Genomic DNA, 24,166 nt, shown 5'->3' on the forward strand with positions numbered 1-24,166 from the left:
GCTCAGGTCGAGTCAGGCCAGGTCGGCAAGGGCCTGGGCCGCATATGCGTGGGAGCGCAAGCGCGCCAAGGGGTCATGGATCCGGCAATCGATCATCAACTCATCGGCGCCAGTCTGTTCGATCAGTGTGCGCAACCCATCCCTCACCCGCTGCGGCCCACCGGCCACGGTACAGGCCATCACCTGTTCCAGCACCGCCCGTTCATGGCCCGGCAAGCCCTCGACATAACCTTCCTGCGGCAGGGGCAGCAGGCCGTGACGTCCGACATGCAGATCGAGCATCCATTTGCGGTGCGAGCTGGCGAGATAATCGGCTTCGGCATCGCTGGCTGCTGCGAACAGATTCATGCCCACCATGACGTAGGGCTTGGCCAGTTGCGCCGAGGGTTGGAAGTTCGCGCGGTAATGGGCGATGGCCTGCAGCAGGTAGCGCGGGGCGAAATGGGAGGCAAAGGCATAAGGCAAGCCGAGCCGTGCCGCAAGGTCGGCGCCGAACAGGCTGGAACCCAATATCCACACCGGCACCTCGTGCTTGCCCGGCACCCCGCGCACCGATCGCTGGCCGTTGTCGGCCAGGTAATCGCGCAACTCGGCGATGTCCTGGGCAAAGTCACGCTCGGGCGCGACGCCGCGCAAAGCACGGACGGTCGGGCCTGAGCTGCCGGGGGCACGCCCCAACCCCAGGTCGATGCGCCCGGGGTGCAGGGCATCGAGCGTGCCGAACTGCTCGGCGACCACCAGCGGAGCATGATTGGGCAGCATGATGCCACCGGCACCCACGCGAATATGCCGCGTGGCATTGGCGATCTCGTTGATTACCAGCGCTGTGGCGGCAGAGCCGATGCCGGGCATGTCATGGTGTTCGGCGATCCAGTATCGAGCGTAGCCGTGCTGCTCGACGTGGCGTGCCAGTTGACGGGATTCCTCGATCGCATCGACCAGGGTCTTGCCCTCGCCGATCATGACCAGGTCCAGGACAGACAACGCAGTCATGGCGTCTCCATAAGTCGTGACGGATATGACTGCACAGTGTCCAGCGCCACGCTCGGGTGATAAACCGCCAAACGGGCCCTACACACGGTCCCTGCATTCCCCAATCAGCGTTCCCAGGGCACTCCATGCTCCCAGCGGGCGACCAGCAGGTCGATGAAACCTCGCACCCGTGGCGACAAATGGCGCTTGCTGGGGTAGACGATACGAATCGGGTCCGCTGGCGGCCGGTAATCCGCGAGCACCTCGACCAGCGTTCCGGCGCGCAAGTCGTTGCCGGTGATGTAGGTGGGCAGGTGAATCAGCCCGAACCCGGCGCGGGCGCCATCGAGCATGGCCTCGGAGCTGTCGATGTTCAAGCGCCCGGGCTCTTCGCACAGGTGCAGCCCTTCATTGGTGTGGAAGCGCCAGGGGCTGGCCTTCTCGCCCGCCAGAAAAGCGATCTTGTCGTGCCCATACAGGTCTGCCGGTACCTGGGGCACCCCATGACGCTGCAAGTACTCAGGTGCAGCGCAGGTGACGAACTGCTGCCACGCCACGGTGCGGGTCAGCAGTTGCGAGTCCTCCTTGGGCGCACCGATGCGTACGGCAACGTCGACCCCCTCCTCCACCAGATCGACGAAACGGTCGGTGAAGCGGATATCGGCGCGCAGTTCCGGCCATTGCTTGAGGTAAACATCCAGGATCGGCAGCACATGACGCTGGCCGAACGACAGCGGCGCAGTCAGGCGCAGAGTGCCGGTCGGTCGTCCACGGCGCTGGGCCATCGTGGTCTCGACTTCGTCCAGGTCGTCGAGGATCTGCCGCCAACGCTCGAACGCGACCTGGCCTTCATCGGTCAGGCTCAGTTTGCGCGTGGTGCGGTTGAGCAGGCGCACGGCCATGCGCGATTCGAGGCGCGCGATGCTCTTGCCCACCGCCGAGCGGGTCAGGCCCAGGCTCGCGGCGGCTGCGGTGAAGCTGCCGACCTTCACGGCACTGACGAAGGCGGCGATGTCGCCGAAGCGGTTGGGTTCCATGAAGCTGTTCCTGGATATCCGAGGCTGCCTAGGATGGGGGCAGATCGAGGTATTGCAAGGCCTTGATCGCCATCAGGTGCAAAGGATAGAACCCTTAGGCCCAGCGTCCCACAGGCACGATCGAGGCGCCCTGGTACGCCAGCATGCGCAAACCCAACGGCAGCGCCATTGCCGCGGTGGCCAGCACCAGCAAAGAAAAGGGCTGCCAGGGATGTGCCCATAACCAGCTGTTGGTCAGGTTGGCGCCCATTGCCAGCAGACAGGGCACCAGCCAGCCGGGCCGACCTCGCGACCACAGCATCAGGCAGGCCGCCGGCAGCAATACTCCCGGCAGGCCATACATCAGTCGATCACCGAAAACCAGCGCCAGCCCGGCACTACCGAGGCCGACAATGCGCGCAGCAGGCTGTGGATGCTTCACCCCCCAGGCGACCAGCAGGCCAAGGGTCAGGGTGGGCATGACATTGAGCGTGTGCGAGCCATTGTCCAACCAACGGTACGGGCCCTCGGCAAGTACCGAGAAGGCCAACATCCAGCTCAGGTAGCGCGCGTTGGCTGCCGTGTACAGCGCGCCTGGCTGGGCGCGTGAGACATGACAGGCGATCACCAGGCAGAACAGTGGAAACGCCAGGCGCCCGACCACGAACAACCCGTCGGCACTGGGCCACAGGTAGCGCAAATGATCGGCGACCATGCTCAGGATCGCCGTCCACTTGACCAGGTCGAGCCCGGCCGAGCGGCCGTTCAGGGCGCCACCCCGGATTGCGGCGAGGGATTCAGGTAGCGTGTGGTCCAAGCCGCCAGGGGCAGCGGAGGTTGCTGTTGGAGGATCCGACGCCAGATCAGCCCCAGGTCATGGCCGCTGAACATCGCGGCACCGTCACTCCAGTTGGCTGGGGTATCGACCACCCACTGACCCTGGCTGTCGCGATGAGCCATGCGGAAACGGAAGGTGTAGTTACCGGGAATGCCCATGCGCAGGTCGGTCACCACCAGCACATCGCCGACCACGTCATAACGCAGCCAATCATCGGTGAACCAGCGCAGCCGCTCGTGCAGCGCGACGCCCTCGAGCACCTTGGCGGCGTCCAGGTTCAGCGACAGGCGCTGCATCTCGGGTGGTTCGCGGTCGAAAACGCTGCTCACGCCCTCGTAGTAATGACCATCCGCCGTCTTGGCCAGCAACCGCCAGACCAGGCTGTTGAAGGCCATGGGCACTGCCCGCACATGATCGACAACAACGCCCTGGCGGCCCAGGGCCTCATGGAAACGCTGCTCGACCGCCATGCGCCCGGCCAGCCCGAACCCCAGATACGCCGTACTGAACAGCAGAGCCGCCGCCATCAGGGGTATCGCCCGGCCACTCAGCCCCCGCCACGCGGCGTAGATCACAGCGACCAGCAGCGGCACGGTGTAGATCGGGTCGATGATGAACACTGCCGCCCAGCTTTCGGGAGTGAACGGCAGCGGCCAGAACAATTGCGTGCCATAGACCGTGAAGGCGTCCAACAGGGGATGGGTGACCAGCACCAGCCAGAACGCCACGAACAGTCGGGGCCAACGGTAGCCTCTGTCGGGCCAGCGCCTCTGCCCTACCCAGGCCACCAGCCACGCCAGCAGCAGCGCCAGGCCGGTAAGGACGAAGATCGAATGGGAAAAACCGCGGTGATAGGTCATCTGCGAAACAGGGTCCGCATACCGGATCACCACATCGAGATCGGGCAAGGTGGCCAGCGCGGCACCGTACAACAGCGAACGGCGGCCCTGGATGCGGCCGAGCACGGTACCTTGCAGGGCGGCGCCAAGTACGGCTTGGGTAATCGAGTCCAAGGTAAGTCTTCCATCGACAGGGTCAGGGAAACCTACCCCTCGGCGCCCGCTGCGGCAAGCGTGCAGAACCCCTCGAGGGCGCCGGGGAAACAGCTTGCAAACATGTGTCAGCACCGCTCGGGAAAAATTGCCTGCAGCGAGGCCATGGCTTCTGTTAAAAACGACGACTTCCAGCACGCCTGATGACACCCATGACCGACACCCTGCTCACTCACTTCAAACGCCGCTGGCTCACCTGGCTGGCCATGGCCTTGCTGGTGGTGGGCCTGCCTGCGGGTTGCGCGGTCTTGCAGCACAAGGAGCGCGAACTGGTGTTTCGTATCGAGCCGGGCCAGGCCAGTTGGTTCAGGGGCCTGCCGGCCGGCGTACAGGAACTGGACCTACGCCCGCGCAACTTCACCGACGGCCAGAGCCTGCACGCCTGGTGGTGGCCGTCCGAACGCGCCAACGCGCCAGCGATACTCTACCTGCACGGCGTACGCTGGAACCTCACCGGCCAGTTGTTCCGCATCGAGCAGCTGCACGCCATGGGCTATTCGGTGCTGGCCGTGGACTACCGCGGGTTTGGCCAGAGCCAAGGTGACCTGCCGTCCGAGGCCACGGTATACGAGGACGCCCGAATTGCCTGGGAGCGCTTCGCCCAGTTGCAGCCGCTGCCAAGCAAGCGCCTGATCTTCGGCCATTCGCTGGGCGGTGCGGTCGCTGTCGAGCTTGCGTCGGAGCTCGCACGCCAGGCACGCCAGCAAGGCCAGCCCGTACCTGCGCGCGGCCTGATTCTCGAATCCACCTTCACCTCCCTTGGCGACGTGGCGGCATCAGTGGCCGATACGGCACTGCCGGTACGCTGGCTGCTGTCGCAGAAGTTCGACTCGCTGGGCAAGATCGCCGATATCGATTTACCCCTGCTGCTGGTGCACGGCCTGGACGACCGTTATGTGCCGCCACGCTTCAGCCAGGCGCTGTTCGAGGCCGCGCAGCAGCCCAAGACCTTGCTGCTGGTGCCGGGGGCAAGCCACAACAACAGCATGAGCCTGGCAGGCCAGCGCTATCGCCGCGCCATCGAAGCCTTGCTCTGAGGCCCGGGGCGATGATCACTGTACGGGCAGGAAATTCATCAGCAGCAGGCTCTGCGCATAGTTGAGGCCGATCCGTCGGTAGCGCTCATCGAGCATCTGCGCCAGCAGGTCGAGGCGTGCGACGATCTTGCCGAACTCGACGGCAAAACTCAGATTGCTGCCCTCCTCCGAGATCTCGTTGGAAAACAACAGCAACACGCCATTGGCGTCCTGGCGCTGACCGAGCATCCAGGTGGCCTTTTCGATGTTGCGCGCGGCGTTATTGACGAACAGTGGGTCAATGGCGTCGGTCATGTAGAACTCGGTGCGCCCACCGTGGGCGGTAATCAACATGCTGCCGATCGCATAGATGAACGCACCGACCCGATCACCGCGAAACTCCGGGCTCAAGGCATAGCTCAGCGCCGCCAGGTCACGGCGCTCGCCCAGTTGCGGCAACGACTGGCGCTGCTCGATGGCCTGGCGGATCTGGCGCTCGGCAGTGGCGGCATCCAGGTATCCGGACTGCTTCCACTGACTCGGGTTGCGCAGGTAGAGCTTGTTCATCAGCAGATACAGGCTCTGCAGGTTGTCGCGCATGGACAAGGTCGCCATGCGGTCGACACTGGTCTGGAACAGCTCGCCAGGATGCCCGTTACCCAACTGGGTGAATACGTCATGCCCCTGCTGCCCGGTGCACCCGCACAGGGCGATCAAGACACCCACCAATGACAGGCGGGCATGGCGGCGAAAGGCAGGAACAGGCATTTGCACCGGGGTCCAGGGTCAGCGGCCGGGCCGGGAATCGGCGCAGCCTGGCCATGCATAGAGCCCCAGAATGTAAAAAAGTGCGACGTTCAAGGCTGACTGAGGATTTTCAGCCCGCCCATTTGCTCATTTCGTAACAAGAATTGACGACCAAAGCGTGGCCGTGATCTCCTAATACATTACGTAGGGTGCCCCTTTGCAGGGGTGAAACGGGAAACCGGTGCGTCACAGGCTCTTCATGGGTCTGGCAAGTCCGGTGCTGCCCCCGCAACGGTAAGCGAGCGAGCGTCTGATCCACTGTGCCTGCAGTGCGGCATGGGAAGGTGACGCTCTCCCCAGGAGCCAGGCTCCTGCTCGTCAGCCCGGAGACCGGCCCAACGTCTTGTGATCACACCCCGCGGTGGGCGGGCGCTGTTGCATGTCCCTGGGCGGTTCTCGCCTGGGGTTGCCGCGCTTCCTGTCGCCCATGAAAAAAGCAGAGGAATGCGTCATGTCCGTCACCAGCGCCAAACACAGCATCGCCACCCCCGTCAGCCTCAGCCAGCGCCTCGTCGTTGCGGTCGGCGCCAGCCTGCTGGGCTTGTGCCTGGTGTACTTCGCCGGGTTCTCGCACCTGGAGGCTGTGCACAACGCTGCCCACGATACCCGTCACAGCGCCGCCTTCCCTTGCCACTGAGTGTCCGATGATGATCAAGCGTATCGCTCGCACGGCAGGCTTCAGTGGCCTGCTCGCCGCACTTTTGCTGACGCTGTTGCAGAGTTTCTGGGTCGCTCCGTTGATCCTTCAAGCCGAAACCTATGAAAACTCGGCCCCCACCGAGCAGCACGGGCACGCCGGTGAAAGTGCCGCTGGCCATGAGCACGGTGCAGAAGCCTGGTCACCGGAAGACGGCTGGCAGCGCGTGCTGTCGACCACCGGCGGAAACCTGGTGGTGGCAGTCGGTTTCGCGCTGATCCTCGCCGCACTCTACAGCCTGCGCGAACCCGGTCGAGTCAGTACTGGCGCCTTGTGGGGCCTGGGCGGCTTCGCCGTGTTCTGCCTGGCGCCGACCCTGGGCCTGCCACCCGAACTGCCTGGCACCGCCGCAGCCGATCTGGGTCAACGCCAGACCTGGTGGATCGGCACCGCCGCCGCCACTGCAGTGGGCCTGGCGTTGCTGGTCTTCGCGCGGCACTGGCTGCTCAAAGTGCTTGGCGCAGCGCTGCTGGTGGTACCGCACCTGATCGGCGCCCCTCAGCCACCGGTGCATGAAAGCTTGGCGCCCGAAGCGCTGGAAGCACAGTTCAAGGTTGCCTCCTGGCTGACCAACGCAGCCTTCTGGGTCGCACTGGGTCTGCTGAGCGCCTGGCTATACCGCCGCTCCGCGCAGGCCTGATGGCCGCGCTCTATGCCGGTTTCGGCTGCCGCCGGGGTTGCCCAGCGGCGGTTCTGGAAACCCTGCTGCACCTTGCACTGGCCAACAACGGCCTGACGCTGGCCGCGTTGCGAGGTATCGCCAGCATCGATCTCAAGGCTCAGGAGCCCGGCCTGCGGCAACTGGCCGAGCAGCTCGGCCTGCCGCTGACGCTGTACAGCGCCCAGCAACTGCAGCCCTTCCTGCCCTTGCTCAGCCACCGCTCCGAAATGGCCTTCGACACCACCGGCTGCTGGGGAGTGGCAGAAAGCGCGGCGCTGGCACTGGCGGCGAGCGAGGGTCAGCGCTCGCCGATCCTGACAGTCACCCGACAGGTGCTCGGTGACGCTACCCTGGCGCTGGCCAGCAACGGATAATCGCACTTCATTTCACGTTCAAGGACTTGCCATGACGGTCTATTTCATCGGTGCCGGCCCCGGCGATCCGGAGCTGATCACGGTCAAGGGCCAACGCCTGATCCGTCAATGCCCGGTGATCATCTACGCCGGCTCACTGGTACCGCCCGCGGTACTCGAAGGTCATACCGCCAGTACCCTGATCAACAGCGCCGAACTGCACCTGGAGCAGATCATCGGCGCAATCCGCGAAGCCCATGACCAAGGCCTGGATGTGGCCCGTGTACACAGCGGGGACCCGAGCCTGTATGGCGCCATTGGCGAACAGATCCGCCACCTGCGTGAACTGGGCATCGACTACCAGATCATTCCTGGCGTTACCGCCACAGCCGCCAGCGCCGCCCTGCTCGGCTGCGAACTGACGCTGCCGGACATCTCGCAGACCGTCATCCTGACCCGCTACGGCGAGCGCTCGCCGATGCCGGCAGGTGAGCAACTGGCGGACCTGGCGCGCCACCGCAGTACCTTGGCCATTCACTTGGGGGTACGCCATCTGCCGCGCATCGTCGAGGAGCTGCTGCCGCACTATGGGGCGGATTGCCCGGTGGCAGTGATCCACCGCGCCACCTGGCCGGACCAGGACTGGGTCAGGGGCCGTCTCGCCGATATCGTCGAGGGTGTTGCCAACAAAGGCTTCCGGCGCACGGCACTGATTCTCGTCGGCCACGTTCTTGGCGATGCACCGTTTGCCGACTCGGCCTTGTACCGCGCCGGCCACGCCCATCTGTATCGCCCCGCCGACTGAGGATTGCCAGCCAGCGTCCAGCGACCGACACTGGCGCATCTCTGTCCACACCGGAGTTGCGCCATGCTCGAGCTACGCCCCAATTGCGAATGTTGCGATGCCGATTTGCCCCCCGACACCCTGGACGCGCTGATCTGCTCGTTCGAGTGCACCTTCTGCCGCCGCTGCGCTGAACAGCATCTGCAGGGACAATGCCCCAATTGCGCGGGACAATTGCTGCAACGCCCGACACGGCTCGGTACCGCGCTGCTCAACAATCCCGCTTCGACGCATCGTGTGAACAAACCGCATCCCGCCTGTGCGCGCCCGACCTGAGCGCCCTCACCCCACGCCTGCCGGCGAGGGCCTCATCGCCCCTCGCCCCTAGTTTCTTTTGTAGGACTTTTCACCAGCAAATGGCTGCTTTTTCCACACGCCTATACTCGCCATTATCAAAGCGTTCTGATGGACGTATCGTGCCCGCAGCCAGATTGGCCCTACAGACGCATTCCTGGATAACGTCAGGAACGAACATTACTTCGTACAGGAGTTTTCCAATGACCACCGTACTGATGGTCGATGATCACCCTACCGTCCGACTCGCCGTGCGTATTCTGCTCGAGCGGGAACGCTTTGAGGTTGTCGGTGAGTCGGGCAATGGCATCGAGGCCGTACAGATGGCGCGTCAGCTTGCGCCGAAAGTGGTGATTCTCGATATTGGGTTACCGGGCCTGGATGGCATGGAAGTGATCAAGCGTTTGCAATTGCTCGATCCTGCGCCAAAAATCATGGTACTCACCGGGCAGTCCTCTGATCTCTACGTCCGTCGCTGCCTGGATGCCGGAATCTCGGCTTTCGTCAACAAGGACGAAGACCTCGATGCGCTGTTGTTCGCGCTAAAGGCACTGGTCAAAGGCTATTCGACCTTTCCGCAGATGTCGGTGAACAGCAGCACCCTGGAATCGGAAACGGACAGGCTCAACAGCCTGTCGAACCGGGAAATGGAAGTCCTGCGCAGGCTCGCGCGGGGAGAGAACAACAAGTACATAGGGACGGCCATGAACCTCAGCGCCAAGACCATCAGCACCTACCGCGGTCGAATCGGAGAAAAACTCAAGACCGAGTCGCTGGTCGAAATGGTCGACCTGGCCAAACGCAACCAAGTGAACTGAGCCTCGCGACCATGAGGCACACCCTTGGCGGCCTGCTACTGGCAGCGGCGGCCCTGCTGGTATCGGGCGCCGTCATTGGTGAAAGCGAACCGCGACACTTGCTGGCTCGCTCGATCAGTGCCAGTGTCGCGCTGCCGCTGAGCGACAGCGACCGCCAGTGGCTGCGCGAGCGCAAGGTGCTGGTCCTGGGCAGTTCGCGTCCTGACTACCCCCCCTTTGAAATCAATGTCAGCCCAAACGACTACGAAGGGTTGAGTGCGGACTATGCTGGCCTGATCGGCGAGCAACTGGGCATGCCGATCGAAGTACGCCGTTTTGCCAGTCGCACAGCGGCCATCGAAGCCCTGCACCAGGGGCAGATCGACCTGCTTGGCAGCTCCAACGGCTTCGAAGCAGCCGATGCCAAGTTGTCCCTGAGCCAAACCTATGCCGACGACCTTCCGGTGATCGTCACACGTCAGGACCGCCCCCAGTTGCACAGTGAAGATCTGGCCGGCCTGCGCCTGGCCATGGTCGATCACTACCTGCCCAAGACGGCTGTCCAAGCCCTGTATCCCCAGGCGCAGCTGATCCTCTACAGCTCGACCTACGCAGGCCTCAGCGCAGTGGCGCAGGGTGATGCCGATGCCTACATCGGCGATGCCATCAGCTCGGACTTCGCCATTGGACGAGCCTATCAAGGCCTGGTGCGCATCGACCATTTCGTCCAGGCACCCGCAGGCGCTTTCGCCTTCGCACTGGACCAACACAACACCAGGCTACTCAGCCTGGTCGACCAGGCGTTACAGAGGATTACCGACAGCGAGCGCCTGAACATCCTGCGCCGCTGGTCCAGTGGCAACACCAGCCTGCTCCTGCAACGTCGCCTTTCCACGCTCACCGATGAAGAACAGCGCTGGCTGGCCAGAGCCCCCAGGATACGGGTACTGATCAACCCAAGCTTTGCACCAATCACATTCAACGACACACAGCAGCAACCCAACGGCATTACACTGGACGTTCTCAAACAGATCACTTTGCGCACCGGCCTGCGTTTCGACATCGTTGAACGCAACTCCGTAGCGGCCATGGTCGATGAGGTGGCACGGGGTGATGCACAGATGGTCGGAGCCCTGGATTACAGCCCGTCGCGCGCATCGCGCGTGCGTTTCACCCGCCCCTACCTGGTCAGCCCCAACGTGCAGGTCGTGCGCCACACCAGCACGCAGGCCGGCCCACAGGACGCACAACGCATCGCGCTGGTGCGTGACGGCTCCCAGGAGGTCGCGCTGCGCCAGCGTTATCCGCAGGCTCATGTGGTCGAGGCCAACAACACGTTGGCGATGATGGAGTCGGTGGCCAAGGGCAATGCCGACGTCGCGCTGATCAGCAACATCAGCGCGTCCTACTACCTGACTCATGTGTTCAAGGACAGGTTGCGCATCGCCGGCTTGCAGGACGACAGCCAGACAGCAATAGCTTTTGCCGTGGCGCCGGATCTGCCGCAATTGCAGTCGATCATGGACAAGGCGTTGCTGAGTATCCCGCCGGAAGAACTGGACCAATTGATCAACCGTTGGCGCACCAGCACCATCGTCAGCGATAGCCTGTGGGGCAACTACCGCTCGCTGGCATTGCAGGTGCTGGTGCTTTCGGCATTTTTGCTGGCCGGCGTGGTGTTCTGGAACGGCTATCTGCGCAAGTTGATCCACCAGCGCAGCGAGGCACAACGGGCGCTGCAGGCGCAGCTCACGCTCAGCCGCAGCCTGCTGGAACAGTTGCGTCAGGCCAAGGAGGATGCCGAGCGTGCCAGCCAGGCCAAAAGCAGCTTCCTGGCAATCATGAGCCATGAGATCCGCACCCCCATGAACGCGGTGATCGGGCTGCTGGAACTGGCACTCGAAGACAACCGTCAAGGCCACAGCGACCCGCAGGGCTTGCAGACTGCACACGATGCCGCACTCGGCCTGCTCGACCTGATCGGCGATATCCTCGACATCTCGCGCATCGAGTCCGGGCACATGGTCTTGCAGCCCGTAGCCACCGACCTGGTCGAGCTCGTCCGCTCGACCGTACGCGCCTTCGAAGCCAATGCCAAGGTCAAGGGACTGACGCTTCAAACCAGGCTCCCAGAGTCGCCGATCTGGGCCTCTGTCGATCCGGTAAGGCTACGCCAGGTGGTGTCCAACCTGCTCAGCAATGCGATCAAATTCACCGAGCAAGGCCAGGTCGAAGTCGGTCTGTTCGTGCAAGCGCACACCAAAGGTGTCCTGCAGGTGGAACTGCAGGTGCAAGACAGCGGCATCGGCATCAGCGAAGCCGATCAGACCAAATTGTTCCAGGCCTTCGCTCAACTCGACGGCCAGCGCGCACGCCATGGTGCCGGGCTGGGCCTGATCATCAGCCGTACACTGTGCCAGCTCATGGGCGGCGTCCTGCAACTGCAGAGCCTGCAGGGTGTCGGCACCCGAATCGATATAAGCCTGTTGCTGCCGAGCGCCGAGCCCCTGGTCGCGCAACCCCTGCCCGAACTACTCGGCGACACTACCCAGGCCGGTCCTTTGCATATCCTGGTCGTGGATGACTACCCGGCCAACCTCATGCTCCTCGAAAAGCAACTATGCACTCTCGGGCACAAGGTGCGCCTGGCTGAAAACGGCCAGACGGCCCTGGCGCTCTGGCAGGCCGAAGCGTTCGACCTGGTGATCACCGACTGCAGCATGCCCGTCATGGATGGCCACGAGCTGACACGACGCATCCGCGCATTGGAACGCGAACGCGGTGCCCAGCCCTGCCGAATCCTCGGCGTCACGGCCAACGCCCAGGCCGAAGCCAAGGCACAGTGCCTGGCCGATGGCATGGACGAGTGCCTGTTCAAACCGATCGACCTGCGTACCCTCAAGGCCCACTTGCCCCAGGCGCCGACTACCGAGGCAACGCCCCCGGAAGATGCACCGCCGGACAGTGGTTTCGACATTGCTCAGTTGCGCCATCTCACCCAGGACGACGTAGAGCTGACTCGGCGCCTGCTCGAACAACTCGCCCAGAGCACCGCGCAAGACCTGCAGGCCCTGCGCGAACTGGCGCCGGGCCACACATCAGCGCAGGTGAAAACGCTGGTGCACCGGATCAAAGGCGGTGCGCGCATGCTCAAGGTCAGGGGGGTGGTCCGCGATTGCGAAACGCTGGAACAGGCACTGGCCGATGGAGCGCCCAGCGATGCATTGCTCGCACGCCTGGAGGCAAACCTCCAGGGCCTGGAGCATCAGTTGCGCGAGGGGCTCAATGCAATTGCAGGGTCGAACTGATCTGGCTGATCGCATCGACCACGTGACGTGAGCCTTGCTGGATCTCCATGATCACGGTACCGGCCTCGTTGGCCAGCTCCACGCCCAACCCCGTGCGCGACAGGCTCGACTGCATGCTGGCCACCGCCGTCAGTGACAGGTCGTGATTCTGTCGCACCACCTCGACGATCTCCAGCGTGGCTTTGCTGGTCCGCGCCGCCAGGCTGCGCACCTCGTCAGCCACAACCGCGAAACCGCGCCCGTGCTCACCGGCCCGGGCGGCCTCGATGGCGGCATTGAGTGCCAACAGGTTGGTCTGGTCGGCAATCCCGCGAATGGTCAGGACGATCTTTCCGATCAGCTCCGACTGCTTGCTCACCGCATCGATGCTGCGCGCCGCGTCGTTGAGCTCCTCGGAAATCTGCTCGATCACCTGCACCGTCTGCTGCACCACCTGGGTTCCCTTGCGCGCGCAGGCGTCGGTCTGCACGGAGCTTGCGTGAGCCGCATCGGCCGCGCTCTGCTGGGTGCTGACCTGATTGGTGATGTCGCTGGCGAACTTGACCACCTTGTACAGGCGGCCTTTGCCATCGAAGATCGGATTATAGGAAGCCTCCAGGTACACCGTCTGGCCTTGCTTGTTGACCCGTTCGAAGCGGTGGGAGTGATACTCGCCCCGGTTGAGCGATGCCCAGAACTCCCGGTACTGGGGCGATTCGCGCTCATGGGGCAGGCAGAACAACCCATGATGACGCCCCGTGACCTCCTCCAGGCGATAGCCCATGGTATCGAGGAAGTTCTGGTTGGCCGTGATCACCCGCCCCTCGGGGGTGAACTCGATCACCGCCATCGAGCGACCGATGGCCTTGAGCAGGCTTTCGCTCTCATGCTCTTCGTTGACCCTGCGGGTGATGTCGGCCGCGACCTTGATCACGCTGGTAACCTGCTGTTGATCATCGAGCACTGGCATGTAGCTCGCCTCCAGCCACACCTCCCGCCCGGACTTGTCGATACGTTCGAACGTACCGCTGATCGCCTTGCCCTGCCCCAGCTCATGCCATAGCTGCTGGTACTCGGCGCTCTTGGCATAGGTTGGGTCGCAGAACAGACGGTGGTGCTTGCCACGGATCTCATCGGCGCTGTAGCCCATCGTTGCACAGAAGTGGTCGTTGGCGTCGAGGATGGTGCCATCCGGGGCGAACTCGATCATCGCCATGGAGCGACTGATCGCGGCCAACTTGGCTTCCATGCCTGCCAGTGCCTGGCGGCTACGCTGAATCTCGATCAGGTCGGACTTGCGATGGTACTCGAACATGCGCCGGGCCTCCTTGTGTGCGCAGGGGTTTCCTGAGCATAGATGGGCCCCGCCGCCGTGCAAGCGATCTGATATCACCTTGTGATTAGGCGGTTTCGAAGGCGACTTCGACCGTATCCACGTCCGGTCAGGTGCTTTCTCGCACCACCAACTCGAAGCCCATGTCCTGCTGCTGCTCCACGTCCCGCTTGCCGTCGAGCAGACTCAACAGCGCCTGCGCGGCAGTGCGCCCCACAGCGGCCCTTGGCGTACGGATCGAGGTCAGGCGCGGCACCATGTGCGCCGAAGCCGGCAGGTCGTTGAAGCCGACCATCGCCACCTGCCGCGGAACCTCGACACCTTGGCGCAATGCCTGGAGCACCGCGCCCTGAGCCAGGTCATCGTTGCAGAAGAACAGTCCGTCGACATCCGGTGCCTTGGCCAGCAAACGGCTGAACAGCTCGCCACCAAGGCCGATCGATGAGGGTTGTGGGTCCAGCATCTCCAGCTCCGGTGCCTGCAAGCCGGCCTCCGTCAACGCCTGGCGAAACCCCTCGGCGCGCTGCATCACCCGCGGATCGAGCTGCGCCGCGATGAAGCCCAGGCGCCTGCGGCCACGCTCAATGAGGTGGCGAGCGGCGGCGCGACCCGCCTGCTGCTGCGAAAACCCCACCGACAGCGCGCCCGGCTCCCCGCCAAGCTCCATCATGTGGACACAGGGCACGCCGCTGGCTGCGAGCATCTGCCGCGAAGCATCGCTGCGCTCGAAACCGGTCAGCAGGATGCCGCAGGGCTGGTAGGCGAGGTAGTTGCGGATCAGGTTCTCTTCCTCGGCGCTGTCGTAGTGATAGTTGCCGATCAGCACTTCCAACCCGCGTGGACGCATCACCTCGTGAATCGCCTCCAGCGTGTCGATGAACAGTTGGTTGGACAGCGATGGAATCAACACCACCACCGACTGGCTGCGTGCCGACGCCAGGGCACGGGCGGCCGGGTTGGCCACGTACCCCAGGCTCGCTGCGGCGGCAATGACCTTTTCCACCAACTCCGGTGCAACCGTGCTGACGCCGCGCAGCGCGCGCGAAGCGGTAATGGGAGAAACCCCTGAAAGCCTGGCGACTTCGGCCAGAGTGGGACGACCTGTGGTGCGGGAGCCGGTGCGGGTCATGAATGTTGTAATTTTACTACTTGCAAGAAGTGGGAACGGTCACTAAGGTAGCGCTGTCTCAGGACGCAGGCAACGTAATAATTGCCGCAGCATCCATACTGCGTATCACAAGATCAATAACACCCGGGAGGGTGGCGCTTGCACCACTGCTCGTCGAGCGTGAGACAGCGCTGTCTTACCCCGCAGGAGGTACCGATGAACCTTTCCCCTTGCGCCATCGTGGTCATGGGCGTGGCAGGCTGCGGCAAAAGCTGCGTCGGCCAGGCCGTTGCTGCACGTAGCGGCGGACGCCTGATCGAGGGCGACGCCTTCCACCCTGCCGAAAACATCCAGAAGATGAGCGCCGGCATTCCCCTGGACGACAACGACCGTGCCGGTTGGCTGGTACGCCTGGGCGAAGAGCTGCAGGCCATTCTCCAGGCCGGTGAACGCCCGATCCTCACCTGCTCGGCGCTCAAGCGCCGCTACCGCGACACCCTGCGCCAGGCCGTGCCAGGCCTGGGCTTCGTCTTTCTCGAATTGAGCCCTGAAGAGGCCGAGAAACGCGTGCTCGCCCGCCCCGGCCACTTCATGCCGGCAAGCCTCATCACCAGCCAGTTTGCGACCCTCGAATCGCCGCGTGGCGAACCGCTCACGCTGGCGCTGGACGCCACGCGTCCGATCGAAGCACTTGCCGAATCCGTGCACGACTGGCTAAAGCCCTGCGGTGACCGGCACCTGGCGCGAACTGCCTGATCCGGCGGTTTTCCGGCTCACCAAAGACAGCGCTGTCCCGACGCCTGCGGGCGTCAAAAGTTCATTTACGTTTCGCCATTACAACAACGACAAGACCGAGGCATAGACACCATGTTCGGACTGGCTACTGATACCTACCTGCTGCTCGACGCGCTCGTTACCATCGTCGGGCTCATCCTGCTGATCACCCATTTCAAGGTCCACCCCTTCGTCGCCCTGACCCTGGCCGCAGGCTTTCTCGGCCTGACCTCCGGCATGCCGGTGGCCAAGGTCATGAAATCGTTCCAGGACGGCTTCGGCGGCGTGCTCGGCTTTGTCGGCATCGTCCTGGCGCTGGGGACCATGCTCGGCAAGCTGATGGCCGACTCCGGCGGCGCCGACCAGATCGCACAGACGCTGATCCGAGCCTTCGGCAAGCAGAAAGTGCATTGGGCGATGATGTTCGCCGCTTTCCTGGTGGGCATCCCACTGTTCTTCGAGATCGGCTTCGTGCTGCTGATCCCGCTGGTATTCATCGTCGCCCGCCGCTCCGGGGTGTCGCTGGTGAAGATCGGCATCCCGCTGCTGGCAGGGCTCTCGGTGGTGCATGGCCTGGTGCCGCCGCATCCTGGGCCATTGCTGGCGATCGGCATTTTCCACGCCGATATCGGCAAGACCATCTTCTACGGCCTGCTGGTGGCACTGCCTACTGCAGTCATCGCCGGGCCGCTGTTCGGTAACTTCATCTCCCGCTACATTCCGGGCAACCCGTCCCAGGAGCTGATGGACCAGATCGCCCGCGACTCCGACCAGAAAAACCTGCCCAGCTTCACCATCACGCTGGTCACCGTGCTGCTGCCAGTGGCGCTCATGCTGCTCAAGACCTTCGCCGACGTGGTGCTCCCGACTGACCATATCGTGCGTCAGTGGATGGACCTGATCGGCCACCCCATCACCGCGCTGCTCGCCGCCTTGCTCCTGGCGTTCTACACCTTCGGTTCGGCCCGCGGTTTCAGCCGCCAGCAGATCATGAAGATGCTCGACCAGAGCCTGGCGCCCACCGCGGCGATCGTGCTGATCGTCGGTGCAGGCGGGGGCTTCAAGCAGATGCTGGTGGACACCGGTGTCGGTAACGTGATCGGACAGATGGCCGTGCAGGCTGAAATTTCACCCATCATGCTGGCCTGGCTGGTGGCGGCGGTGATCCGCATCGCTACAGGTTCGGCAACCGTGGCGACCATCACCGGCGCCGGTATCGTCGCACCGGTGATCGAACTGGTGCCGGGGGTGAACCGTGAGCTGCTGGTACTGGCCACCGGCGCTGGCTCGCTGATTCTGTCCCACGTCAACGACGCCGGGTTCTGGCTGGTCAAGCAGTACTTCAACATGACCGTGGCCGAGACCTTCAAGACCTGGAGCATGATGGAAACCATCCTGTCCGTGGTCGGCATCATCTTCATCATGCTGTTGTCGATTGTGGTGTGACCGTCGGTCGGGGTGATGGCACCTTGCTGAGCAGGACGGGGCCCAAGAGGAAGATGCCCCTGTCCTGCGCAAAGGAGTTTGCCCGATGAAGCGATCCCTGACCCGTACCTGCCTGCTCGCCGCCCTGCTCTGCTCACCACTGGCCATGGCGGTTGGCACCGGCACCACCTACCCAGACGATCCACATAACCCCGCGCCACAGCCTGGTGTAGACAGCACCCTCAACCCGGTTGAGAAACCCATGCCGCGCGATACCGACCCGCGGATCCAGGGCAACGACCCGGAAAGCCCGCCGGCCCGGCAGAACGACAACCGCGACCTGCCCGGCATGGACGGCAGCGGCTCTGAGGGTAATGGTAGCCAGGGCGGCGGTGGCAAGCCCTGAGGGTCACCACTGCCGCTTGTCCGGCCTGCTCAACCCCAGCTTTTCGATCTTGTAGAGCATGCCGCGTGACGGCCCCAGCAAGCGTGCCGACTTGGTGACATTCCGGTCGGTGCGCTCAAGGGTTCGGCAGGCCCTGTCGCGGTCCATGTCCGGCAGGCTGGCTCCGGCCTCGAGGCGCTGGGGTTCGTATACAGCGTGATGAGCCATGAAACGGCTGCGAGGTGTGCTTGAGCCTCTCCATGACCGGCGGTATTGCCCAACGCCCAACGCGCGCTTTATCCGGTCGGGTGAGGCTCTGATCAGCGCCCCATCACCTCCACCACCCAGTCGATGAACACCCGCAACCGCGCGCCCACATGCCGATTCGGCGGATAAGCGACGTACAACGGCATCGGCTCCAACTGCCAATCTTCGAGCACCCGCACCAGCGCACCGCTGGCCAGTGGCGCGCGGGCCATGTAGTCCGGCAGCCACAGCACCCCAAGCCCAGCCACCCCGGCGGCCAGGTAGGCGTTGCCATCATCCACCGCCAGCACCTGGGTGCCGCGGACCTGCAGCCGCTCGGTGCCGCGAACGAGGGCATAGGGCAGCGGTTTGCCGGTACGTGCCCAGAGAAAACCTACCGTACGGTGGTCAGAACCCTCCAGGTCCGAAGGGTGGGCAGGGGTGCCAAGGCGTTCGAGGTAAGCCGGAGCCGCATACACCCCCAACTGCAGGTCGGCAACCTTGCGCGCCATCAGCGACTGGTCCAGCAGTTCGCCTCCGCGCACCACGCAATCGACATGCTCGCCAATGATGTCGACGATACGATCGCTGACGCCCATGTCGATCTGGATGTCCGGGTAGCGGGCATGGAAGTCCGGCAGCGCCGGCACCAGCACCAGGCTTGCCAACGGGCTCGGTACATCGACCCGCAACTTGCCACGCGGCAGGCCGGCAGCGCCGCTGAGGCTACTCTCCGCATCCTCGAGCTCCGCCAACAGGCGCAACACCCGCTGGTAGAACTGCTCGCCATCGCGGGTCACGCTCACTTTGCGCGTGGTACGGTTGAGCAGGCGCACGCGCAGGCGGGTTTCCAACTGCTGTACCAGCTGGGTCACACTGGTGCGGCTCATGTGCAGCGTCTCTGCAGCCTTGGTGAAGCTGCCCGCCTCTACCACCCGGGCAAAGGCACGCATTGCGTCGAACCGGTCCATCAGCGCCTCGATTGTTTGGAATCAACAAACAATGATAACCAGACTCGCACGTTTATCGAACAGGTCTGGGCTCGTACAGTCGCTCCATCACCCCCTGATGGAGAAAACACCATGAACCAACGCGACGTTGTATTCCCTGCTGGCCGTCAGGCCCTGTACGACATCAATCACTACTCCCCCGCCGTGCGCAGCAATGGCTTGCTGTTCGTCTCCGGGCAAGTTGGCAGCCGCGAGGACGGCTCACCCGAGCCGGGCTTGGAAAACCAGGTGCGCCGGGCCTTCGCCAACCTCGAGGCGATTCTCGCCGCCGCCGGTTGCAGCTTCGCTGACGTGCAGGACGTGACCCTGTTCATCGTCGACCCACAAAACAAGTTCCAGGCCATCTGGGACTTGGTGCGCGCTGAATTCTGGGGGCCAGCACCTTACCCAACGGTAACGGCTGTCGGGGTAACCTGGTTGTACGGCTTCGATTTCGAGATCAAGGTGGTGGCGCGGTTGCCGCAGTGATGTAGGGAGGCAGATGGCCCCGACTTGTCCCGCGATAGGGCCATCTGCCTCAACAACGATTAAGACAGTCACATTCCCCTGCTCTACTCCCCTCACGCGGCACGCAGCCTGCGAGCTCGGACGAAATGCGCATCGCGCCCTTTCGATATGCGGCAAGTGAAGGCACAATGCGTGTCCTTTTTTTGGCCGGCCTGGCCGGGGGCCTTTGAAATGATCAAGACGCCGTACTACCTCATCGACAAAACCAAGCTGCTGGGCAACCTGGAGAAGATCGCCTACGTGCGCGAACACTCCGGCGCCAAGGCCTTGCTCGCCCTCAAGTGCTTCGCCACCTGGTCGGTATTCGACCTGATGGAGCAGTACATGGACGGCACCACCTCCTCCTCGCTCTACGAGCTCAAGCTCGGCCGCCAGAAGTTCGCCGGCGAGACCCACGCCTACAGCGTGGCCTGGGCCGACGATGAGGTCGAGGAAATGCTGGAGAACTGCGACAAGATCATCTTCAACTCCATCGGCCAGCTCCAGCGCTTCGCCGAGCAGTCCGAAGGCAAGACCCGCGGCCTGCGCGTCAACCCGCAGGTGAGCAGCTCCGACTACCTGCTGGCCGACCCGGCGCGTCCGTTCAGCCGCCTGGGCGAATGGGATCCGGAAAAGATCGAAAAGGTGATCGGCACGATCTCCGGCTTCATGTTCCACAACAATTGCGAAAACGGCGACTTCAGCCTGTTCGACAAGATGCTCTCGCACATCGAAGAGCGCTTCGGCCATTTGCTGCACCAGGTCCAGTGGGTCAGCCTCGGCGGCGGCATCCACTTCACCGGCGAAGGCTATGCACTCGACGCGTTCTGCGCCCGCCTGAAAGGCTTCTCCGAGAAGTACGGCGTGCAGGTCTACCTGGAGCCCGGTGAAGCAGCGATCACCAACAGCGCCTCGCTGGAAGTCACCGTGCTCGACACGCTCTACAACGGCAAGCACCTGGCCGTGGTCGACAGCTCCATCGAAGCGCACATGCTCGACCTGCTGATCTACCGCCTCAACGCCAAGATGGCCCCCAACGACGGCGAGCACACCTACATGGTCTGCGGCAAGTCGTGCCTGGCCGGCGACATCTTCGGCGAATACCAATTCGATCGTCCTCTGGCCATCGGCGATCGCCTGTCGTTCATCGACGCGGCGGGCTACACCATGGTCAAGAAGAACTGGTTCAACGGTCTGAAGATGCCGGCCATCGTCGTCAAACAGCTCGACGGCAGCGTCGAGGTCAAGCGCGAGTTCGGTTTCGAAGACTACGTTTCCAGCCTGTCGTAAGACCGGCTTTCAGTAAGGAGCAAGGGATAAATTGAAGAAGAACGTTCTTATCATTGGTGCAGGAGGTGTCGCCAAGGTGGTGGCCCACAAGTGCGCACAGCATAACGACGAACTCGGTCGTATTGCGATTGCGTCACGGAACATCTCCAAATGCCAGGCCATCATCGACAGCGTCAAGGCTAAGGGTAGCCTCAAGGTACCCGCAGACATCCAGGCCTTCTCGCTCAACGCCCTCGATGTCGAGGCGACCAAGGCACTGATCCGCGAGACCGAATCGCAGATCGTGATCAACGTCGGTTCCGCCTTCCTCAACATGTCGGTGCTGCGTGCCTGCATCGATACCGGTGTCGCCTATCTCGATACCGCGATTCACGAAGAACCGGGCAAGATCTGCGAAACCCCGCCCTGGTATGGCAACTACGAGTGGAAGCATCTCGAGGAGTGCCAGCAGAAGAACATTACCGCCATTCTCGGTGTCGGCTTCGACCCGGGTGTGGTGAACAGCTACGCAAAACTCGCGCAGCAGCAGTATTTCGACCGCATTGATTCGATCGACATTCTCGACGTCAATGCCGGTTCCCACGGCAAGTACTTCGCCACCAACTTCGACCCGGAAATCAACTTCCGTGAGTTCACCGGGCAGGTATGGAGCTGGCAGAACAGCCAGTGGACCAGCAACACCATGTTCGAGGTCAAGCGCACCGACGACCTCCCGGTGGTGGGTTCGCAGAACCTCTACCTGACCGGGCACGATGAAGTACATTCGATCTCGAAGAATCTGAACGTACCCAATGTGCGTTTCTGGATGAGCTTCGGCGAACACTACATCAACGTGTTCACCGTGCTGAAGAACCTCGGCCTGCTCTCCGAGCAGCCGGTCAAGACCGCCGAAGGCCTTGAAGTCGTGCCGCTGAAAGTGGTCAAGGCCGTACTGCCCGATCCGGCTTCCCTGGCTCCGGGCTACACCGGCAAGACCTGCATCGGCGATCTGGTCAAAGGCACCAAGGACGGCCAGGCACGCGAAGTGTTCATCTACAACGTCGCCGACCACGAAGAAGCCTACGCCGAGACCGACAGCCAGGGCATCTCGTACACCGCTGGCGTGCCACCAGTGGCCGCAGCCCTGCTGGTCGCCCGCGGCGAGTGGGATGCAGGGCGCATGGTCAACGTCGAGGAACTGCCCGCCGAGCCGTTCCTCAAGGCGCTGGACGTGATGGGCCTGCCGACCCGCGTCAAGGATGAAAAAGGCGATCGTCCCTGGGACGCTGAAGCCTAAGCAGCAAAAAGAAGGGGCGCCCGTTGGCGCCCCTTCTGCATTTCACCCCTGGCGCCCAACCGCCACGCACTTGATCTCCACCAGCAGCCCGTCATGGGCCAGTTCGCTGACACCAATACAGGTCCAGGGGCAGGTACCCCGCGGGAACAGCGCGTCCTTGACCTCACGAAACACCGCCATGTGCTCGCGCAAGCCGACATGATAAGTGGTCAGTTCCACCACATCCGCGAAATCACAACCGGCAGCCGCCAGCACGTCCCTCAGGTTTTCCCACGCCGCGTGAAACTGCTGCCGCGGGTCGGCAATGACCTGCAGATCCGCCGTACGCCCCACCTGACCTGCCAGATACAACGTATTACCGACCTTCAAGGCCGGCAGATAACCGGCACGTTCGGCAAGTTTCTGCTGGGAAGCGGGAATGATCGGAGTGCGGTCGCTCATTGAGGATGTCCAGTGCTTGAGATTGGACGCATCTTAGCAAGCGAACACGAAAGCGAGCTGCGGCATGGCGGCACGCTTTCGAGACGGTAGCTCCGCATCTGGCGGCCCCGCACCAGGGCCGCCAACCGCCGGGCTCAGCCCGCTGGCGAAGTCAGAGGCTGCAGTTGCAACACTTCATTGGTGTAGTCCCACTCCTCCTGCACCTTGTCAGGATGCTCGTTCAACTTGAGCCCGTAGCTTGGGATGATCTGGTGCAGCTTCTCCTGCCAGGGTGGTGAAGCGACCTTGTCCTTGAACACCTTGCGCAACAGGTCGAGCATGATCGGTGGCGCGGTCGAGGCGCCCGGCGAGGCACCCAGCAGGCCGGCAATGGTGCCGTCGGCGGAGGTCACGACCTCGGTGCCAAGCTTGAGCACCCCGCCCTGCTCAGGGTCGTTCTTGATGATCTGTACGCGCTGCCCAGCCTGCCACAGGCGCCAGTCTTCTTTCTTGGCATGGGGGAAGTAGGTCTGCAGCGCAGCGAAGCGGTCGTCGTCCGATTGCATGACCTGGCCGATCAGGTACTGCACCAGGTCGAACTCGCGGACCCCGACACGCACCATCGGCCAACTGTTGTGTAGCGTCATGCTGCCGAACAGGTCGAGCAGCGAGCCTTCCTTGAGAAACTTGGTCGAGAAGGTTGCAAACGGCCCGAACAGAATCACCCGCTTGCCATCGAGCACCCGCGTATCCAGATGCGGCACCGACATCGGCGGCGCCCCCGTCGAGGCGATGCCATAGGCCTTGGCCATGTGACGCTCGGCAATGGCAGCGTTCTCGGTCACCAGGAACGATCCCCCCACCGGGAAACCTGCGTACTCCTTCGCCTCGGAGATGCCTGACTTCTGCAACAGAGGCAGCGCCGCGCCACCGGCACCGATGAACAGGAACTTGGCATCGATGGCCGACGTGCTGCCATCCTTGAGGTTCTTGTACTCCACATGCCACGAGCCGTCGTCGTTGCGGGTGATGTCCTGCACTTCGCTGGAGAGCTTGAGGTCGAAGTTGGGGCGGGTCTGCAGGTACGTCACGTACTGACGGGTGATCTCGCCGAAATTGACGTCTGTGCCGATCGGCGTCCAGGTCACCGCAAGCTTCTGGTTCGGGTCGCGCCCCTCCATCATCAACGGCACCCACTTGGCGATCTGCGCGTTGTCTTCCGAATACTGCATGGGCTTGAACAGCGGGCTGGCCTGCAGCGCCTCGTAGCGCTTGCGCAGGAAACGGATATTGTCATCGCCCCAGACAAAGCTCATGTGCGGTGTGGCGTTGATGAACGAACGTGGGTTCTTCAGTACCCCCTGCTTGACCTGCCAGGCGAGAAACTGCCGGGTGACCTGAAACGACTCGTTGATCTCCACCGCCTTGCTGATGTCGATCTTGCCGTCCTTTTCAGGGGTGTAGTTCAGCTCGGCCAGCGCCGAATGCCCGGTACCGGCGTTGTTCCAACCGTTTGAGCTTTCCTCGGCGACCTTGTCCAGCCGCTCGATCATCTCCATCGACCAACCGGGCTCGAGCTCGTTGAGCCACACGGCCAGCGTGGAGCTCATGATCCCGCCGCCCACCAGCAGCACATCGACCCGCTTGCTCTCGGCGGCCTGTACGGCCGTGAGGCCAAAGGCCAAGGCCAGGCCCGCCAGGGCCGGTTTGAATGCGATTCCTCTGTTCATGTGCTCCCTCCGTCGAGGCACCGCTGGCCCCGATCCTGTCCGTGAATGT

At 63.2% G+C, this 24,166-nt stretch carries 24 protein-coding genes, 2 pseudogenes and 1 riboswitch; of the genes and pseudogenes, 14 read left to right on the forward strand and 12 right to left on the reverse strand.

Annotation, left to right across the window (positions count from 1 at the left end; genetic code table 11):
• Nucleotides 1-12 precede the first annotated feature (12 nt).
• From AB688_RS15520 to AB688_RS15535, 4 genes are all read right to left on the reverse strand, one after another.
• Nucleotides 13-993 carry an LLM class flavin-dependent oxidoreductase gene (locus tag AB688_RS15520; protein ID WP_063545024.1) on the reverse strand — a complete coding sequence of 327 codons (981 nt, stop codon included), beginning with the start codon at nt 991-993 and terminating at the stop codon, nt 13-15.
• A gap of 104 nt (nt 994-1,097) precedes the next feature.
• The gene (locus AB688_RS15525; protein ID WP_063545025.1) at nt 1,098-2,009 is read right to left on the reverse strand and encodes a LysR family transcriptional regulator; all 912 of its coding nucleotides are present in this window, start codon (nt 2,007-2,009) and stop codon (nt 1,098-1,100) included.
• A 94-nt stretch (nt 2,010-2,103) separates the two neighbouring features.
• Nucleotides 2,104-2,805, reverse strand: a complete 702-nt coding sequence (locus AB688_RS15530) for a TraX family protein (protein ID WP_331249475.1) — start codon at nt 2,803-2,805, stop codon at nt 2,104-2,106.
• Nucleotides 2,754-3,839, reverse strand: coding sequence for a metal-dependent hydrolase (locus tag AB688_RS15535; protein WP_063545027.1), 1,086 nt, complete (start codon nt 3,837-3,839; stop codon nt 2,754-2,756). Before AB688_RS15535 ends, AB688_RS15530 begins: the two co-directional genes overlap by 52 nt.
• A 191-nt stretch (nt 3,840-4,030) precedes the next feature.
• Here AB688_RS15535 and AB688_RS15540 point away from each other — a divergent pair, with 191 nt between their 5' ends.
• The gene (locus AB688_RS15540; RefSeq protein WP_063545028.1) at nt 4,031-4,915 is read left to right on the forward strand and encodes an alpha/beta hydrolase; all 885 of its coding nucleotides are present in this window, start codon (nt 4,031-4,033) and stop codon (nt 4,913-4,915) included.
• 15 nt (nt 4,916-4,930) lie between these two features.
• On the opposite strand, the gene AB688_RS15545 is transcribed toward AB688_RS15540, so the two are convergent.
• Entirely contained in the window at nt 4,931-5,662 is a 732-nt protein-coding gene (locus AB688_RS15545; RefSeq protein WP_054890733.1) for a hypothetical protein, read from the reverse strand.
• 169 nt (nt 5,663-5,831) lie between these two features.
• Nucleotides 5,832-6,055, forward strand: a riboswitch (cobalamin riboswitch).
• Nucleotides 6,056-6,152: 97 nt separating this feature from the next.
• Between AB688_RS15545 and AB688_RS15550 the strand changes: the two genes are divergently transcribed.
• The 7 genes from AB688_RS15550 to AB688_RS15580 all read left to right on the forward strand — a co-directional run bounded on the left by AB688_RS15550 (nt 6,153) and on the right by AB688_RS15580 (nt 12,655).
• A complete protein-coding gene (locus AB688_RS15550) occupies nt 6,153-6,338 on the forward strand; it encodes a CbtB domain-containing protein (protein ID WP_063545029.1) in 186 nt (61 codons plus the stop codon).
• A 10-nt stretch (nt 6,339-6,348) separates the two neighbouring features.
• Nucleotides 6,349-7,038 carry a CbtA family protein gene (locus AB688_RS15555; RefSeq protein ID WP_063546737.1) on the forward strand — a complete coding sequence of 230 codons (690 nt, stop codon included), beginning with the start codon at nt 6,349-6,351 and terminating at the stop codon, nt 7,036-7,038.
• The gene (locus AB688_RS15560) at nt 7,038-7,433 is read left to right on the forward strand and encodes a cobalamin biosynthesis protein (protein ID WP_063545030.1); all 396 of its coding nucleotides are present in this window, start codon (nt 7,038-7,040) and stop codon (nt 7,431-7,433) included. The genes AB688_RS15555 and AB688_RS15560 overlap by 1 nt, the downstream gene beginning before the upstream one ends.
• A 31-nt stretch (nt 7,434-7,464) precedes the next feature.
• Nucleotides 7,465-8,217 carry a precorrin-4 C(11)-methyltransferase gene (gene cobM, locus AB688_RS15565; protein WP_054890736.1) on the forward strand — a complete coding sequence of 251 codons (753 nt, stop codon included), beginning with the start codon at nt 7,465-7,467 and terminating at the stop codon, nt 8,215-8,217.
• Nucleotides 8,218-8,280: 63 nt separating this feature from the next.
• Complete coding sequence (locus AB688_RS26335) at nt 8,281-8,532, forward strand: DUF1272 domain-containing protein (protein ID WP_081255245.1); 252 nt, start codon at nt 8,281-8,283, stop codon at nt 8,530-8,532.
• A gap of 221 nt (nt 8,533-8,753) precedes the next feature.
• The gene (locus AB688_RS15575; RefSeq protein WP_063545031.1) at nt 8,754-9,368 is read left to right on the forward strand and encodes a response regulator transcription factor; all 615 of its coding nucleotides are present in this window, start codon (nt 8,754-8,756) and stop codon (nt 9,366-9,368) included.
• A gap of 11 nt (nt 9,369-9,379) precedes the next feature.
• Nucleotides 9,380-12,655: a transporter substrate-binding domain-containing protein gene (locus AB688_RS15580; protein WP_063545032.1), complete on the forward strand. Its 3,276-nt coding sequence runs from the start codon at nt 9,380-9,382 to the stop codon at nt 12,653-12,655.
• Here the strand turns inward: AB688_RS15580 and AB688_RS27550 are convergent.
• The 3 genes and pseudogenes from AB688_RS27550 to AB688_RS15590 form a co-directional block, all read right to left on the reverse strand.
• Nucleotides 12,630-13,202, reverse strand: coding sequence for a methyl-accepting chemotaxis protein (locus AB688_RS27550; protein ID WP_414156010.1), 573 nt, complete (start codon nt 13,200-13,202; stop codon nt 12,630-12,632). The two genes, AB688_RS15580 and AB688_RS27550, sit on opposite strands and share 26 nt — an antisense overlap.
• A 12-nt stretch (nt 13,203-13,214) precedes the next feature.
• Nucleotides 13,215-13,949 (reverse strand): annotated as a pseudogene (locus tag AB688_RS27555) (PAS domain-containing protein); the annotation flags it as partial.
• A gap of 127 nt (nt 13,950-14,076) precedes the next feature.
• Complete coding sequence (locus AB688_RS15590) at nt 14,077-15,096, reverse strand: LacI family DNA-binding transcriptional regulator (protein ID WP_063545033.1); 1,020 nt, start codon at nt 15,094-15,096, stop codon at nt 14,077-14,079.
• Nucleotides 15,097-15,291: 195 nt separating this feature from the next.
• Between AB688_RS15590 and AB688_RS15595 the strand changes: the two genes are divergently transcribed.
• The 3 genes from AB688_RS15595 to AB688_RS15605 all read left to right on the forward strand — a co-directional run bounded on the left by AB688_RS15595 (nt 15,292) and on the right by AB688_RS15605 (nt 17,680).
• Nucleotides 15,292-15,831 (forward strand): gluconokinase, encoded by a 540-nt coding sequence (locus AB688_RS15595; RefSeq protein WP_054890742.1) that lies wholly within the window; start codon nt 15,292-15,294, stop codon nt 15,829-15,831.
• Nucleotides 15,832-15,942: 111 nt separating this feature from the next.
• On the forward strand, nt 15,943-17,295 hold the full coding sequence (locus AB688_RS15600; protein ID WP_063545034.1) for a GntP family permease: 1,353 nt from the start codon (nt 15,943-15,945) through the stop codon (nt 17,293-17,295).
• Nucleotides 17,296-17,380: 85 nt separating this feature from the next.
• Nucleotides 17,381-17,680 carry a hypothetical protein gene (locus AB688_RS15605; protein ID WP_063545035.1) on the forward strand — a complete coding sequence of 100 codons (300 nt, stop codon included), beginning with the start codon at nt 17,381-17,383 and terminating at the stop codon, nt 17,678-17,680.
• Between the two features lie 3 nt (nt 17,681-17,683).
• On the opposite strand, the pseudogene AB688_RS15610 reads toward AB688_RS15605, so the two are convergent.
• Nucleotides 17,684-17,851 (reverse strand): annotated as a pseudogene (locus tag AB688_RS15610) (sigma-54-dependent Fis family transcriptional regulator); the annotation flags it as partial.
• Nucleotides 17,852-17,979: 128 nt separating this feature from the next.
• Nucleotides 17,980-18,876, reverse strand: a complete 897-nt coding sequence (locus AB688_RS15615) for a LysR family transcriptional regulator (RefSeq protein WP_054890745.1) — start codon at nt 18,874-18,876, stop codon at nt 17,980-17,982.
• 111 nt (nt 18,877-18,987) lie between these two features.
• On the opposite strand from AB688_RS15615, the gene AB688_RS15620 reads away from it, so the two are divergent.
• From AB688_RS15620 to AB688_RS15630, 3 genes are all read left to right on the forward strand, one after another.
• Nucleotides 18,988-19,383 (forward strand): RidA family protein, encoded by a 396-nt coding sequence (locus AB688_RS15620; RefSeq protein ID WP_063545037.1) that lies wholly within the window; start codon nt 18,988-18,990, stop codon nt 19,381-19,383.
• Nucleotides 19,384-19,593: 210 nt separating this feature from the next.
• Nucleotides 19,594-20,691: a carboxynorspermidine decarboxylase gene (locus AB688_RS15625; RefSeq protein ID WP_054890747.1), complete on the forward strand. Its 1,098-nt coding sequence runs from the start codon at nt 19,594-19,596 to the stop codon at nt 20,689-20,691.
• Between the two features lie 31 nt (nt 20,692-20,722).
• Entirely contained in the window at nt 20,723-21,967 is a 1,245-nt protein-coding gene (locus AB688_RS15630; RefSeq protein WP_063545038.1) for a saccharopine dehydrogenase family protein, read from the forward strand.
• 42 nt (nt 21,968-22,009) lie between these two features.
• Here the strand turns inward: AB688_RS15630 and AB688_RS15635 are convergent, their stop codons facing one another.
• Together AB688_RS15635 and mqo are read right to left on the reverse strand one after the other, a co-directional pair.
• Nucleotides 22,010-22,408 carry a RidA family protein gene (locus AB688_RS15635; protein WP_063545039.1) on the reverse strand — a complete coding sequence of 133 codons (399 nt, stop codon included), beginning with the start codon at nt 22,406-22,408 and terminating at the stop codon, nt 22,010-22,012.
• A 134-nt stretch (nt 22,409-22,542) separates the two neighbouring features.
• Nucleotides 22,543-24,117 (reverse strand): malate dehydrogenase (quinone), encoded by a 1,575-nt coding sequence (gene mqo / locus AB688_RS15640; RefSeq protein WP_063545040.1) that lies wholly within the window; start codon nt 24,115-24,117, stop codon nt 22,543-22,545.
• Between the last annotated feature and the right edge of the window lie 49 nt (nt 24,118-24,166).

Source organism: Pseudomonas putida (genome assembly GCF_001636055.1).
GTDB classification, from domain to species: Bacteria; Pseudomonadota; Gammaproteobacteria; order Pseudomonadales; family Pseudomonadaceae; genus Aquipseudomonas; species Aquipseudomonas machongensis.

Excerpts from the sequence above, each read along its gene's own strand:
- AB688_RS15520 (WP_063545024.1), bottom strand. The coding sequence starts at position 993 with ATGACTGCGTTGTCTGTCCTGGACCTGGTCATGATCGGCGAGGGCAAG.
- AB688_RS15525 (WP_063545025.1), bottom strand. The coding sequence starts at position 2,009 with ATGGAACCCAACCGCTTCGGCGACATCGCCGCCTTCGTCAGTGCCGTG.
- AB688_RS15540 (WP_063545028.1), top strand. The coding sequence starts at position 4,031 with ATGACCGACACCCTGCTCACTCACTTCAAACGCCGCTGGCTCACCTGG.
- AB688_RS15545 (WP_054890733.1), bottom strand. The coding sequence starts at position 5,662 with ATGCCTGTTCCTGCCTTTCGCCGCCATGCCCGCCTGTCATTGGTGGGT.
- AB688_RS15550 (WP_063545029.1), top strand. The coding sequence starts at position 6,153 with ATGTCCGTCACCAGCGCCAAACACAGCATCGCCACCCCCGTCAGCCTC.
- AB688_RS15555 (WP_063546737.1), top strand. The coding sequence starts at position 6,349 with ATGATCAAGCGTATCGCTCGCACGGCAGGCTTCAGTGGCCTGCTCGCC.
- AB688_RS15560 (WP_063545030.1), top strand. The coding sequence starts at position 7,038 with ATGGCCGCGCTCTATGCCGGTTTCGGCTGCCGCCGGGGTTGCCCAGCG.
- cobM (WP_054890736.1), top strand. The coding sequence starts at position 7,465 with ATGACGGTCTATTTCATCGGTGCCGGCCCCGGCGATCCGGAGCTGATC.
- AB688_RS26335 (WP_081255245.1), top strand. The coding sequence starts at position 8,281 with ATGCTCGAGCTACGCCCCAATTGCGAATGTTGCGATGCCGATTTGCCC.
- AB688_RS15575 (WP_063545031.1), top strand. The coding sequence starts at position 8,754 with ATGACCACCGTACTGATGGTCGATGATCACCCTACCGTCCGACTCGCC.
- AB688_RS15580 (WP_063545032.1), top strand. The coding sequence starts at position 9,380 with ATGAGGCACACCCTTGGCGGCCTGCTACTGGCAGCGGCGGCCCTGCTG.
- AB688_RS15590 (WP_063545033.1), bottom strand. The coding sequence starts at position 15,096 with ATGACCCGCACCGGCTCCCGCACCACAGGTCGTCCCACTCTGGCCGAA.
- AB688_RS15595 (WP_054890742.1), top strand. The coding sequence starts at position 15,292 with ATGAACCTTTCCCCTTGCGCCATCGTGGTCATGGGCGTGGCAGGCTGC.
- AB688_RS15600 (WP_063545034.1), top strand. The coding sequence starts at position 15,943 with ATGTTCGGACTGGCTACTGATACCTACCTGCTGCTCGACGCGCTCGTT.
- AB688_RS15605 (WP_063545035.1), top strand. The coding sequence starts at position 17,381 with ATGAAGCGATCCCTGACCCGTACCTGCCTGCTCGCCGCCCTGCTCTGC.
- AB688_RS15615 (WP_054890745.1), bottom strand. The coding sequence starts at position 18,876 with ATGGACCGGTTCGACGCAATGCGTGCCTTTGCCCGGGTGGTAGAGGCG.
- AB688_RS15620 (WP_063545037.1), top strand. The coding sequence starts at position 18,988 with ATGAACCAACGCGACGTTGTATTCCCTGCTGGCCGTCAGGCCCTGTAC.
- AB688_RS15625 (WP_054890747.1), top strand. The coding sequence starts at position 19,594 with ATGATCAAGACGCCGTACTACCTCATCGACAAAACCAAGCTGCTGGGC.
- AB688_RS15635 (WP_063545039.1), bottom strand. The coding sequence starts at position 22,408 with ATGAGCGACCGCACTCCGATCATTCCCGCTTCCCAGCAGAAACTTGCC.
- mqo (WP_063545040.1), bottom strand. The coding sequence starts at position 24,117 with ATGAACAGAGGAATCGCATTCAAACCGGCCCTGGCGGGCCTGGCCTTG.